Origin of the sequence: Puia dinghuensis, assembly GCF_014642875.1 — a bacterium.
Lineage (GTDB): Bacteria > Bacteroidota > Bacteroidia > Chitinophagales > Chitinophagaceae > Puia > Puia dinghuensis.
The window spans coordinates 54,801-67,665 of record NZ_BMJC01000004.1; the positions used below are offsets into that span (position 1 = coordinate 54,801).

General features: G+C 52.6%; 14 protein-coding genes. 5 read left to right on the forward strand and 9 right to left on the reverse strand.

Translation table 11 applies throughout. The features are described 5' to 3' along the window. Window positions 1-17: 17 nt before the first annotated feature. From IEY39_RS17950 to IEY39_RS17965, 4 genes are all read left to right on the forward strand, one after another. A complete protein-coding gene (locus tag IEY39_RS17950) occupies window positions 18-602 on the forward strand; it encodes an RNA polymerase sigma factor (RefSeq protein WP_188934115.1) in 585 nt (194 codons plus the stop codon). A gap of 12 nt (window positions 603-614) precedes the next feature. Then, window positions 615-986 carry a hypothetical protein gene (locus IEY39_RS17955; RefSeq protein ID WP_188934117.1) on the forward strand — a complete coding sequence of 124 codons (372 nt, stop codon included), beginning with the start codon at window positions 615-617 and terminating at the stop codon, window positions 984-986. A gap of 137 nt (window positions 987-1,123) precedes the next feature. Next, a complete protein-coding gene (locus tag IEY39_RS17960) occupies window positions 1,124-1,600 on the forward strand; it encodes a hypothetical protein (RefSeq protein WP_188934119.1) in 477 nt (158 codons plus the stop codon). 118 nt (window positions 1,601-1,718) lie between these two features. Continuing rightward, window positions 1,719-1,994 (forward strand): hypothetical protein, encoded by a 276-nt coding sequence (locus IEY39_RS17965; RefSeq protein WP_188934121.1) that lies wholly within the window; start codon window positions 1,719-1,721, stop codon window positions 1,992-1,994. A gap of 530 nt (window positions 1,995-2,524) precedes the next feature. Here IEY39_RS17965 and IEY39_RS17970 read toward each other — a convergent pair. The 3 genes from IEY39_RS17970 to nadB form a co-directional block, all read right to left on the reverse strand. Continuing rightward, window positions 2,525-4,948 (reverse strand): bifunctional YncE family protein/alkaline phosphatase family protein, encoded by a 2,424-nt coding sequence (locus IEY39_RS17970; RefSeq protein WP_188934123.1) that lies wholly within the window; start codon window positions 4,946-4,948, stop codon window positions 2,525-2,527. A 104-nt stretch (window positions 4,949-5,052) separates the two neighbouring features. Further along, the gene (locus tag IEY39_RS17975; protein ID WP_188934124.1) at window positions 5,053-5,808 is read right to left on the reverse strand and encodes a nucleotidyltransferase family protein; all 756 of its coding nucleotides are present in this window, start codon (window positions 5,806-5,808) and stop codon (window positions 5,053-5,055) included. A 10-nt stretch (window positions 5,809-5,818) separates the two neighbouring features. Next, on the reverse strand, window positions 5,819-7,417 hold the full coding sequence (gene nadB / locus IEY39_RS17980; protein ID WP_188934126.1) for an L-aspartate oxidase: 1,599 nt from the start codon (window positions 7,415-7,417) through the stop codon (window positions 5,819-5,821). Between the two features lie 78 nt (window positions 7,418-7,495). Between nadB and IEY39_RS17985 the strand changes: the two genes are divergently transcribed. Next, window positions 7,496-8,638, forward strand: coding sequence for a hypothetical protein (locus IEY39_RS17985; protein WP_188934128.1), 1,143 nt, complete (start codon window positions 7,496-7,498; stop codon window positions 8,636-8,638). Here the strand turns inward: IEY39_RS17985 and IEY39_RS17990 are convergent. The 6 genes from IEY39_RS17990 to IEY39_RS18015 are packed head-to-tail and all read right to left on the reverse strand — an operon-like array spanning window position 8,622 to window position 12,826. Then, window positions 8,622-9,302 (reverse strand): DUF2306 domain-containing protein, encoded by a 681-nt coding sequence (locus IEY39_RS17990; RefSeq protein WP_188934130.1) that lies wholly within the window; start codon window positions 9,300-9,302, stop codon window positions 8,622-8,624. The genes IEY39_RS17985 and IEY39_RS17990 overlap by 17 nt on opposite strands. After that, window positions 9,299-10,051 (reverse strand): hypothetical protein, encoded by a 753-nt coding sequence (locus IEY39_RS17995; protein ID WP_188934132.1) that lies wholly within the window; start codon window positions 10,049-10,051, stop codon window positions 9,299-9,301. Before IEY39_RS17995 ends, IEY39_RS17990 begins: the two co-directional genes overlap by 4 nt. An 11-nt stretch (window positions 10,052-10,062) precedes the next feature. Beyond that, the gene (locus tag IEY39_RS18000) at window positions 10,063-10,833 is read right to left on the reverse strand and encodes a hypothetical protein (protein ID WP_188934134.1); all 771 of its coding nucleotides are present in this window, start codon (window positions 10,831-10,833) and stop codon (window positions 10,063-10,065) included. Window positions 10,834-10,864: 31 nt separating this feature from the next. Next, window positions 10,865-11,821, reverse strand: coding sequence for an aldose 1-epimerase (locus tag IEY39_RS18005; RefSeq protein ID WP_188934135.1), 957 nt, complete (start codon window positions 11,819-11,821; stop codon window positions 10,865-10,867). Continuing rightward, window positions 11,796-12,362, reverse strand: a complete 567-nt coding sequence (locus IEY39_RS18010) for a DJ-1/PfpI family protein (protein WP_188934137.1) — start codon at window positions 12,360-12,362, stop codon at window positions 11,796-11,798. Before IEY39_RS18010 ends, IEY39_RS18005 begins: the two co-directional genes overlap by 26 nt. A gap of 11 nt (window positions 12,363-12,373) precedes the next feature. After that, a complete protein-coding gene (locus IEY39_RS18015) occupies window positions 12,374-12,826 on the reverse strand; it encodes a GyrI-like domain-containing protein (protein WP_188934140.1) in 453 nt (150 codons plus the stop codon). Window positions 12,827-12,865 lie beyond the last annotated feature (39 nt).

Genomic DNA, 12,865 nt, shown 5'->3' on the forward strand with positions numbered 1-12,865 from the left:
CGTCTACCTATATATAGATGAGCGACTCTGTTCCGATATCACCGGTTATGCCTTCCGCCGCAGGTAAAAATATCGCTTCGGTTGTCAGCCGCTTTGGCAAGCGACTGCTGAGCTTTATCCGGCAACGTGTCGGCAATGAAGCCGATGCGAAAGATATTTTGCAGGATGTCTGGTATCAGCTGACGACAACGGTGGACACCGAACCGATAGAGCAGATGAGCGGCTGGCTCTTTGCCGTAGCCCGGAATAAGATCATCGACCGTTATCGGAAGAAGAAACCCGAATCCCTCGATTTTTTGCTGGATACCGACAGTGACGGGAGCGCATCAGACCTTGCCGGCATCCTGCTGGACAACAGCCAGAACCCCGAGACAGTCAATCTGCGGGCGCTTTTCTGGAAGACATTGCAGGAGGCGCTGGATGAGCTGCCCGAAGAACAGCGGGCCGTCTTTGTCTGGAACGAACTGGGAGACCTGTCCTTTAAAGAGATAGCCGAACTGACGGGGGAAAAGGTGAACACGCTCATCTCCAGGAAGCGATATGCCGTCCTCCACCTGCGGGAGCGACTGCTAACCCTTTATCACGAAATTATTGAACATTAAATGAAACAAGATATGAGACGTTCTTTTTGGGCACGCAAAGTAGCCGGCTTTATTGTCCTGGCCATTCTCGGCATTTTCCTCTTTGGCAGCATTGTAATGTTGCTGTGGAATGCTCTTATGCCGGAGCTCTTTCACCTTCCGGTGATCACCTTCTGGCAGGCGCTTGGACTGCTTGTCCTTACCAAGATATTGTTCAGCGGTTTTCGCGGCGGTGGCCCGAGAATGCGCATGCGGAATAAGATGAGAGAGAAGTGGATGAACATGACACCGGAAGAAAGAGAAAAATTCAAACAGGAATGGGGTGGCCGTTGCGGGCGGGCATCGGCCGGAGGGCATCAGAATGAGGCAGCCGACGCGGACAGGAGAGCGGATGATAACAACTGATTAACATGCAGCCACTTAGGATACTTCCTTTATATTATTTTTAACAGCAGGGGATTAAATCCGGCAGCCTTTTGGCTATCCTATATACAAGGATGTAAACAGAAATGAAACATCCGCTCACTTAAAAATCTACAGTTATGAAAAAGTTATTCATTCTTTCTGCCGTTATAGCCGCCAGCCTCATAGCAACCAAAGGTTATTCCCAGGTGTTTGTAAGTGCGCATGTCGGTTTCCGTATCCCCGGCCCGAGAGTGTATGTAGCGCCGGCCCCTGTAGTTTATGAACAGCCCGCTCCTGTATATGATGGTGGATATTATGCAGCGCCTCAAGTTTGTGAATCAGACTTCCCCGGCTATGCTTACTATACCTACCCTGCCTGGTGCGGCCACTATCGTGACCGGGTTTACTTCGAACACTACCGGCCTTACTTCGAAAGAGACTACGGTGGGTATTACTACGGCGGTCGCTTCGACTACGACAGGTGTGGACGTGATCACGGTTGGCGGGGTCATGAATGGCGCGAACACGAATGGCACGAAGATCACGACCGTGATTGGCACCACGACCACGGTTGGCACAGAGGCTGGTACAAGGACAGAGAGGACAGGGACTAAATAAAACGTTAAATGTTAAAAGGCCGCTTTGCTTCAATGCAGGCGGCTTTTTCGTTATTTGCAGGCATCGTTATTGCATCCCTATTTAAAACAATCTTCTAATTAAAAATTCCAGTTTATGAAAACGAAGTTGTTTGCACTTGGTCTCATCATCGCAAGTTTGCTGGCTGTAAGACCGGCCAGTGCCCAGACGCATGTACGTGTGGGCATCTATGAAAGGGATTATCCCGGCGCCACCTATTATACCTATCGGGCATGGCATGGCCACGACCACGACCGTCCGTATTACGAGCACTGGCATCATCGCTTCGAAAGAGAACATCGCGGCTATTTCCGTGGCCGGCAATTCGACCATGAACGATACGAAAGCGAGAATCACTGGCATAGGCGTTAATTAAAACATCTCCAATCCCATAAAGAACAAAAAGCCGAGGCCGTCTCCAAGTTAATCGAGACGGCCTCTCTCTTTAATAGGGGTTGCAAAACGCAAATTTCAAGTTTTGTATATACAAATCAAGAAATTCAATAACCCAGGCAGAGGTATCTGTTCGACGCTTTTCATTTTCAGCCTTTTATGACAATCCTTTAATGCCTGATACCCAAAAATTATGGTTTGTATATACAAAACTTCCAAACTCAAAAGATCAACCTCCTCCCTGGTGGTAAAAACACGAAATGAAAGAAAGGGTGCCTCATATTACATTTGAGACGGTCACGACCTTTTAGCATAGAGAGGTCTTATCGGTTAGATAAGAACAGGTAATCGGTAAATATAAACACATGGTTTCTTCTGAAACAAGTCTGTTCTTTCAAGAGGTGTAAAGTCTTTGATCAAAGTATTAGCAGTGGGCTTGAACCAAATTTAACTACAAAATTTCATAGTTAAAGATAGTTGACTTCCTTTTGCCTTGCTGTCAAAATAATTTATTCCGTCTCCCTGGAGGCTCTCACAAAAGCCGCCCGGTTGGGCGCAGGCAAGGGCGACTGATCGCCCTTTATGCCTTTCCACAGAATCTCGTTGAAGAGCCGATCGGGGACCCGGTCTTCCCGCGTAAGGTCGATAGCAGAAGATCTCCTGGACCATTCATTCGAAGCCGTATTCGTCTCGCGGAGATCGATATTGGCCGGTAATGACCGAAACGGAGTGAGATCGGGTGTCGTTGCAAAGCACCTCCACATCGGCGTAGCCGCCGCATCATATTGAGACATGGGTGGTACGCCCAGGATCAGCTCCATCGTCCGGAGCATGGAGGTGGTTGAATAGGGTGTATGATCTACAAAATGCCTTTTTATCATTCCGCCCGCAATATAGGCTGTGCTCCGATGTGCATCCACATGGTCGGGGCCATTCTGCGCATCGTCTTCCAGGATGAACACTACGCTCTCCTTCCACACCGGGCTTTGACTCAGGTGTTCGAGGAATTCCCCTACCGCCAGATCGTTGTCCGCCACATGCGCAAAGGGAGTAAGCCTTCCTTTCCTCAACCCTTCAGTGTGGTCATTTCCGAATCGAACAGTATTCATATGTGGCAGCGCACCCGCAGCTACCAGGGAGTCGAAATCCCGTTCCCATTGAGTGACGCGGGCGGTGTCATAGAAACCCAGATCCCAGCCCCTGTAATACAGGCAGGTATGACCGATGAGTACAGGAATATTCGGCTTCAGGGCATCGTCGGCAAATTCCCCATATGTTCTGTAGGAGACCCCGGCCCGCTGGCAATGGTCCCAGATGTACCCGCCTTTATTATTCGCGATGGCGCGGTTGCCCTCGCCGTCATAGGTGCCGCCACGGCCGCCATAACTGGTGACCCAGGTTTTTTCCAGGTAATCGTTAGCATATCCGCCCATGCTCCAGCTATGGCCATCCATACTGACCTCCGCATCGACATAGAAGTTGTCCAGCAGGACAAACTCCCGCGCGATAGCATGCTGATTCGGGGTAACATGCTCTCCAAACAGCACCAGGCTGGTGTCTCCATTCCCTTCTTTTATGTCGCCCAACACCTGGTCATAGGTTCTGTTCTCCTTTATCACATAAAAAACATATTTCACCGGTGAGGTGTCACCGACCTTCATAGGTACGGGGTTACCGGCCTCACCCTTCGCCTGCAGTTCGCCATTTTTGGTATAGGGTGTATTCTGGTAGACGAGGGCCGAGTAGTCGCCAAGCGTTTTTGCATCCGGCTCGGGGATAATGCTCATGACGCCTTTGAATAATCCCCCGATGTATTGAACGGGATGTTCCCGCTTGAGATCACCCTGCCGGTAATTCACTTCCTCCCGGCGGGCGTAAGGGTTCGGGCCGTAAGGATTGGCGAGGGAAGTCAATCCCTTGCCATTGGCAACCCAGATGGTCTTACCGATAACCTTTACGGCGGTAGGATACCAGCCCACAGGAATGAAACCCTTCGAGCTTGCCGACCCCGGTTGGTGGACATCGAAAACCGCCAGGCAGTTGTTATCCGCATTCGCCACATACAATGTTTTATCATCGCCCGACAGCGCCAGCGCATTGGTAGTAGACCCGGGAGGGGCATCCGGGTAGAGCGCCGCATTTAGCGTTTCCACCACTTTCCTGTTGCGGACATCGATCACTGATACGCTGTTATCATTGGCATTAGCAACGAACAGCCAGCGGCCGTCCTTTGTCAGGCAGATGTCGTTGGGATTGTCCCCGACGGGGATCTCGCTGGTAAAACTGCGTTTCTCCGTGTCGAAGACGAGCAGCTTGTCACATCCCCAGCAGGTGATATACAACTCTTTCTTATTGCGGGAGAGATGACATGTGTAGCCTTCGCCGCCGAGATCAAAACGCTGGACGACGGCCCGCGTGTTAAGATCGGCGATGTACAGGGAGTTGTTTTCTTTTGTCACTACGTAAAGCAGTCCCCTGCTATCGTCTATCGCCAGCCCTGCGGGAGATATCTTTTCGGGCCATTTCTTTCCCAGGACGATGCTGTCAGTCAATGCCAGGCCAGGATGACCGGCAGAGGGCCGCGTGTTCACCGCATAACGGAGGATCATATTATCATTGCCGCCCGAAGCATACAGCCATTTATCTTCTGCGCTGAAGGCAAGTCCCAGCCAGGATTTGGGGATGATGACGCTGTCGATCTGTTTCTCCCCTGCTACATCGATGAGCTGCAGGGTCTGGGTGCTTTGACCGTTGTTGGTCACCGCCACGTATTTGCCGGAGGAAGATACGGCTATGTCGAGCGGGAGGTCGCCCAATTGGAGTGATGAGTGCCCGGCGGGAGAGAGTGTCCAGCCGTTGGGCAACAGTACTTTTTGAGCGTGGGTGGCGGCGCCGAGACAAATGGCGAAAAGGGCAAATGCGAGCTTTCTCATAATGGATAAAATTATACTCTTCCAAAGGTGCAGGCGGCCTTGCCGGAAGAATTAATGTTTATATAATGAGCACCGCAGCCGGGGGTAGAGCGTGGAAGTGGGGCCTAAGGGAAAAGCTTTGCGGCCTCTTCCGCCGAAGCGGGTCTGCCGACATCGATGAGCCGTGAGTGACTGTGATCGAACCCACGGATAGTTTGCGTGGCGGCAAGGTCGAGGTAGGCATCCACCATAGAGAACTTACCTTCCCGGCCGATGAGCGGGAAGATGGCGGGGTCGATGACATGGATGCCGCTAAAGGCTTTTTGAACGAGCAGGCCCGCTTTCTCACCCTGTCGCGCCAGCCGCTCTTGTCCCGTCTGCACATTCCGCCAGCCGCGTAATTCATCCCGGGCATCGAATAAAAAATAGCGGGAGGTCTTGCGGCCGGTGACAGCCAGGGTAGCCAGGGGACGATGGCGGAAATGATCTGCGATCATCGCGGAGAGGTCCATGTCCGTGAGGATATCTACGTTGATCAGCACAAAGGGTTCCCCCTCCAGCCAGGATTGGGCCTTTTTCAGTCCGCCGCCGGTTTCCAGCACTTCCGCCGACTCATCGCTGATGATAAAATGGCTCCCCCAACCCTTATTGACCGTCAACGCTTCGATGATCTGGCCGGCAAAATGATGAACATTGACCACGACATCACGGATGCCAAAGCGTTGCAGGTATTCGATGTTGCGTTGCAGCAGAGACTTGCCGTTGACGGGTGCCAGGGCCTTCGGATGCAGGTCGGTCCAGGGCTTAAAGCGGGTGCCCAGGCCCGCGGCCAGGATCATGGCGCGGCTTATGGCCGGTGTGGAAGAGGGAGTGCTGGGCATTCGGGCTTACTTATAATACGATATTTTGCAATATCACACTCTTTTTCGGGTAATCCGTGTTATAGTGCAGACCCCGGCTTTCTTTTCTGAAGGCCGCTTCTTTTACGATGAGATAGCCGACTGTGATGAGATTCCTCACCTCACATAACTGGGGTGACACCGCCGTGGTCTCATACAGGGACTCTATTTCTTCATGCAGCAGATCGAGTCGTTTCATCGCGCGTTGCAGACGGACATGAGTGCGGACGATGCCCACGTAGTCGCTCATCACCGATTGCAGCTCTTTTCCGCTTTGGGTGATGAGGATCATCTCTGCCGGCTCCGTTGTCCCTTCGGCATTCCAATCCGGGACATTCTCCTTGAAGGCGACGCTGTCCACCCGCGCAATGCCATCCAGGAAACAACGGTGGGAAAAGACAAGCGCTTCCAGCAGGGAATTGCTGGCAAGCCGGTTGGCGCCGTGCAGTCCTGTGGAAGAACATTCTCCGCAGGCGTATAAGTTGTTGATAGACGTCCGGCCCCATTCGTCGACCTTGATGCCGCCACAGCTATAGTGTGCCGCCGGCGCCACGGGGATCATCTGGGTGGCGACATCGACACCGATAGACTTACACTTTGCATAAATGTTGGGGAAATGTTCGATGAATTTCGCGTTATCCATATGGTGGCAGTCGAGCCAGACATGTTCGGTACCCTCACGCTTCATCTCGCTATCGATGGCGCGGGCCACGATGTCACGGGGAGCAAGGTCTTTTCGTTGATCATACCGCTCCATAAAGGCTTCTTCCTTACTGTTGCGCAGGATGCCGCCGTCACCGCGTACGGCTTCGGTGATGAGGAAAGAAGGGCTGACGCCCGGTTCATAAAGTGCGGTAGGGTGGAATTGAATGAATTCCATATTCTCTATCCGGCCTTTGGCCCGGTAGACCATCGCCACGCCGTCGCCGGTAGCGATCTTGGGATTGGTGGTCGTCCGGTAAGCCTGACCGTTGCCGCCGGTGGCAAGAAGGGTGATACGGGAAAGGATCTTTACGATCTTATTTGTCTGCTGATCGAGGGCATAGACGCCATAACATTCAATGTCCGGGGTAGACTTGGTGACGAGGTAGCCAAGATGGTGCTGGGTTATCAGATCGAGGACAAACCAGTGCTTGATGATCTGGATATTCTTTTGCTTACCGACTGTTTCGAGCAGCGCCCGCTCTATTTCTTTACCGGTGACATCCTTGTGATGAAGGATGCGGAATTCCGAGTGACCGCCTTCCTTTCCCAGTTTGAAGTCGCCTTCGGAATCCTTGTCGAACCGGGTGCCCCAGTCGATGATCTCCCGGATACGGGCCGGACCTTCTGTTACAACGATCTCCACCGTACGGGGGTTGCAAAGCCCGTCACCCGCGACGAGGGTGTCCTGGATATGTTTTTCGTAGCTGTCATGTTCGAAGTCGGTGACACCGGCGATGCCGCCCTGGGCGTATTTGGTGTTGGTCTCATCGATGCGGGTCTTGGTGATGATGAGCACCTTCTTCTCCGGATAGTGCTGCGCCACTTTAAGGGCATAGCTCAGCCCTGCGATGCCGGAGCCTATAACCAGGAAATCTGTTTCTATCATAAGAGTGCAAAGTTAACGTAGCTTTACCATTTTGATACCAGGAAAAATTTGCTATCTTGGGCGACACAACCCTTGACCATGAAACTGTTGTATTCCTTATCGCTCGCCGGGACCATCCTGTTCGCTTCCTGTCATAACAGTCTCCCCGCCATCTCTCTTACAGAAACTACCATATATACGATCGACACCGTCCGAATGGCGGCTGCCGGCGGTGATGAAAAAGCAGCCCGCCAGAAACTGGAGGAAGCGGCCGCGTTGTACAAGAAAGACAGCACAGGAGGCATCCGGCTATATAAATCTGCCATCCTGTTGAAGCCTACCGCCAAGGCCTATTTCGATCTCGCCGGTGCGCTGCTTGCGACACGTCAGTATAACGAGGGCATCCAGGCATTGTCCATCGCGGAGAAACTGGGGTACACTCCTCTTGCCAATGTGATGTTCCGGTATGCCTACGCCTATGCGCACAGACCTGCTTATCAGGATGATCATACTTCAAACGACGCGCATGCCATCCACTATATGGAGCTCGCTATCCAGATGGGGTATGCGCATCCCAACCAGTTTCTCCAGCAGAGCCTGTTCCCGAACGAGATGCGGCTTGGTGAATTCCAGGCGGTGTTTGTCAATGCCCTCAGCGGCGGCGCGGTGAAGGACCCCGGGAAATCCCTTTGGGATGCCTATACAGGACAGTTTCCTGAAGTTCAGCTACCCTTGACGATCGACCGCAGCTGGATAAGCAACCATCCATATAATGAAAATGTCAACTATATCGATTTTCAATATGAAAAGTTCATCCCCGACATGCGGAGTGCGCACTTCTCCCGAGAAGGCGGGGAGGTCTATTATTATGTGGCCACGATCCAAAAATCCCCTGCTTATGTAGCCTTGCTTTATTGTGAGCAATATGAAAGTGATGGCGGCGCTGATACCGCGTCGATACCGCTCTATACACTCGCTACCTATGACCATCAGGGGAAGATCGTCGACCGGATGCCGGTTGCCGGCCAGGCCGGTGCGGCGTATCCCTTTATGGTATTCAGCATCCAGCCCAGCCTGCAATTCCGGGTGCAGGAATATACGCATGTGTTTAAGAACAACCCGGATTCAGCGGGATATGATAACAATCCCATCATCCGCGAGGACCCACAGACGCCAAAAGACTTCCACATTGCGGCTAATGGGAAGCTCGAGCAGCTAAATGCTCCTATGGCTCTACGCTAGGCCGCTGAAGTGTTGGCTGCGGCATCCGATATACCTTCTCCACCCAGCCATTGCGGATGAGGATCTCGGCCAGAATGAGGTTCGGCACCCAGCTGAGCCACGCCGTCGTGATATAGATATCGCGGGGGGTGAAGGGAAGAGTGGTCAGGTCGATAAGATAGGTATATCCACGAAGCGTGATGGCCGAGAGGGTCAGCGCATAGCTTCTGAACATAAAGGCCCCATGCAGGGTAAACCGCTTGCGGATGGCATAATAGCCGGCACAAGCGGTGAAGGTTATCCAAAGAACAGACAACAACGTAAAGCTCGCCCTGGCAGGGAGGCCGCCATTGGCATACAGGGCCATGACAAAGGCGGCGGGACCGCTGACCATCGTTACCGTGAGTAGATAGGCCCAGCCCATAACACGATGGATTTGAGGCTTGCGAACGAGCAGCCGGGGAGCGAATTGCGTGAATCCTGCTATCAGCACCAGGCAGCTGGTGAATACATGCGTGTAGAAGCTAATGCGCCAATATCCGATATGATAGATGCGTTCCTTGGTACGCAGAAAGTTGATATTCGGGCGCATAGCCGCATACGGGAGCGTAAGGCGGATCATGAGAAAAGAGAAGAAGGCCAGGGCCAGCAGTAGCGATACCCGGAGGAATAGTCGCCTTCTCATCCCGCGTCAGGGATTAATTCAAACTTCACGTTCTTTCCTATCAGCCTGGGGAGCGCACTGGCAGTCGAATCCGTGGATTCCACGCCATGCTTGTAGATCAGCTTCATATTGAGCGTGGGTGTCCGGTCGTTACGCTGCCATTCGATCCGAACAGTATCCCCGTTTGCCTCATAGCTGCCTCTTACGGTGATAACCTGGGAATTGTCCCCTTTGCTGGGGTAGTAATCCAGCGTGCAAACTCCCTTCGAGAGAAAGTTAAGCGTGCCCAGATCGCCGCCCCATGCCCCGCCGTATTGGTCCCCGGGCCCGGACCCGGACCCGGCAGAGTCGCTCAATCGGGCGACCTGAAGCGGACCCGAATGGGCCTTGGTGCTGTCGGCAGGCACCCATTTCCCGCTGAGCTTGTTGGTAGCCGTGTCGAAGGAAAGGAAGAATGTCCCGTCGTAGGGATTGCCACCAGGCTCTTTCAGTACGAAGGAGAGCCGGGCGCCATTTTGTTCTACCTGCCCGTTGAGATTGCGGCGGAGGCCCTTGTGGATATCGTAACCGGAGGCGATGTTACCGCCAATGTAATTGATCACCAGGGTGATGAGGCCCTTGCTATAATGGCCCGTATAAGTGCCGGTGACGGCCGATGCAAGGCGATCGGGAATGCCGGCCGCGTTGCCGGAAGCGCTGGGCTGGCCTTGATGGCAGGCGAACAAGGAAAGGGCGAGCAGGATGGTACAGTAGGAGTAGGGTCTGGTCATGCCGAAATATACTAATATTCGATGGTATATTCAAACTGCTCGGGATGATCGAGTGCGTCGCTGAAATTGTATTTCATCGTGACTGCTTTTTTATCATCCGACAATTTCGCATTGGGGTTGTCGATCTTTTTCACCGGCCTGGGCAACAGGATCGTGGTGGTATAATTGATATCCATTCCCATCTGCGAGGCCTGTTTCATCTGCGCTACCTGGGGATTATCGGCGAGAGCCTTCCACTTTTCCTTATTGACGCGTTTGGACATCAGCCCGTCCTTGCATTTAAAATCGTAGATGTTGGTGAACTGGCTGAGATCGGGGCTTTGGCCGTTGCCGCCATTTCCGCCTTCATCGCCTCCGAGATTGCCAAACAGCTTTGCATTGCCAAGGGAGGAGCCGTCGCTCATAACAGCATACAATTTTTGCAGGTTCTCCTGGCTGGTGAAAGGAAAAACCATGCGGGTCTTGAAGACCTTGCCATCCATATCCAGTTTTATATGAACGCTGGCGGGCCGGAGAAGCGCTTTTTTCTCGGCGCTGAAACTGGAGATCGTGTCCACGATATCTTTCAGATAGATGGTGGTGTCCATGTTCTGGAGCCCCTTCTTCGACATTTCGTCTTTTCCCATATAGGTTTGCAGAATATCGATCATCTGGCTCATGTCCATGTCTTCGGTCATCTGGCCGCTGCCATCTTTCTTTACGTCTATCTGCTCATCGACATCGAGACAACCGGTGAAACAAAAGGCGAGGGCTATAGGGAGGATAATCTTAAGGATCTTCATTGATTTCAATGTTTGTGAGCAAGTTAATTTATTAGTCTACGCTAACCTTATACCTTACGGTAAATATTTGTGAATGCCCCGGCTGCAAAAGCAAAAGCCCCATATTATTATTAAAGCAGTCGGGGGCGCCGCTGAGGTTTTCTACTGCAATGCTGTCGCGGGTATTGGGGGTGTAAATCTGCAGATAGGGGAAAGTGGCATCGGGAAAGAAAGAGACCTGCAGCCCGTTGGCAGGATTATACAGTTCGCATGCAGCGCTGACCAGCCCGGGTCTTAGCGCAAAGCAATTGTCCAGGAAGGTGTCGCCGAGGAGGCGCGCTGTTTCAAATACCTGATACGGCGTGAGGCTGCCGGTGGGCACCAGCCGTTGGTCAAAATCTACGATAGCGGCAGCATGGAATTGAAGTTGCCAGTCATCGGCCTTCCCGCCAAGCCGCCAGTAGGGATGCCAGCCATCCGCGATGGGGATAGTTTCCTGATCGTCGTTTGTCACCGTCGTCACCACTTCCAGGGTATTTCCGGGATGCAAGCGATAGCTCACTATACAGGTGTAGAGAAAAGGATAGCCCGGATCGTCCTTAACGTAAGAATATTGCATGGATACCGTAGCGCCACTATCGCCGGCGTTTTCTTCGATCACCGTAAACGGCTTATCGAACAAAAGCCCGTGAATAGCCGTGCCATCACCGAAAAGGTGTGCGAAACGGTATTCCTGACCATCAAAATGATACACCCCATCCGGGATCCGGCAGGGGAAGGGAGAGAGTTTGGGTCCTTTAAAGCTGCGGGACAGTTCCCTTTTCAATTCGCTGCCATCGTGGTAATTATCGATGACATTGTAAAGGGAACCATCTTTCAGCCGGATATGAAAAGCATGGAGGATAGCGCCATAGCCAGGCAAAATAGAGATGGTCGTTCCGCTGTCGTTGTCGATAAGGTTTATCAGGTCAAGGTCATTTTCTTTAGCATGCCGGATCGAAAAGTTCATGGTTGTCTGCGGTAATTTTCTGCAATGTATCGAAAAGGGCTAACATTGTGCAGGCCGGGTCGACAAGCGCGGCGCTATCGATGGTGATGATACCGTCGGCGATTACACAAGGCTGCCGGGAGAAGAAAGGGGCACCTGCATATTCCGGGCAATAACGGCTGAAATAGCCGGGATGACTACCGGTATGGGGAATATGATCCAGCAGGCCGAGATCGGCCAGGGACAGGGTAGCCGAGCCTACAGCCAGCACGAGGCGGTGGCCGGCGGTAGCTTCTATCAGGGGAAAGATCTCCAGGTTATCGCCTTTTTCCCATTGATCGCCCCCTGGCAGGATCAGGAGATCGAAGTCTTCCGGCGTTACATAGGAAAGGCTGGTATGGGGCATCACCCGGAGGCCGCTGCCCGAGGTCACCGTCCTGCCCCTGGTAGAAAAGGTCTCCAGGGTGAACTGGCCGGTGCGGTTGAGGGCGGTCATCACGAGGGAAAGTTCGTGGTCGGCAAAGCCGTCGAAGATAAAGGCGGCACAGGCGTAATTTTTCATATTAAAGATTTTTAGCAAAGCCCGATAAGGATCTCGGTGATCTGGTTATCGGGGTGATCGGTATCTATATGCAAAAAAGATTCTGCATAAATCCCATTCATTCTCAGTTGATTCTCTTTGATATGCTGCATCATCTTTTCATATTCCTGAGCGATGCCCTCCCAGGGCCCTTCATATCTGGAAGAAAGACAACGAAAGGCAGGTATCTGTTTAAAATAGGGAAGCAGGGCCGTGGGAATTTTTCCTTCTACTGGCAGAGCCACCTCGAGAGTGAACTTCGTATCGGGACGGCCATCGACACCATAATAGAACCAGTATTGCGGGCCACAGACCAGGAGGTCGAGATCGGCCACATACCGGTAAAGATCACGGACAACGGTGCCGGCGTAGGACTGGAGATCGCCAAGTCGGGCCTGCCGGGCGGTATAAAGGACATTCATAAAGGGATGCGTGCGAATAAGCATACGAAACGCTGTTTCCTCAAAGGAACACCCCTAAAGTGA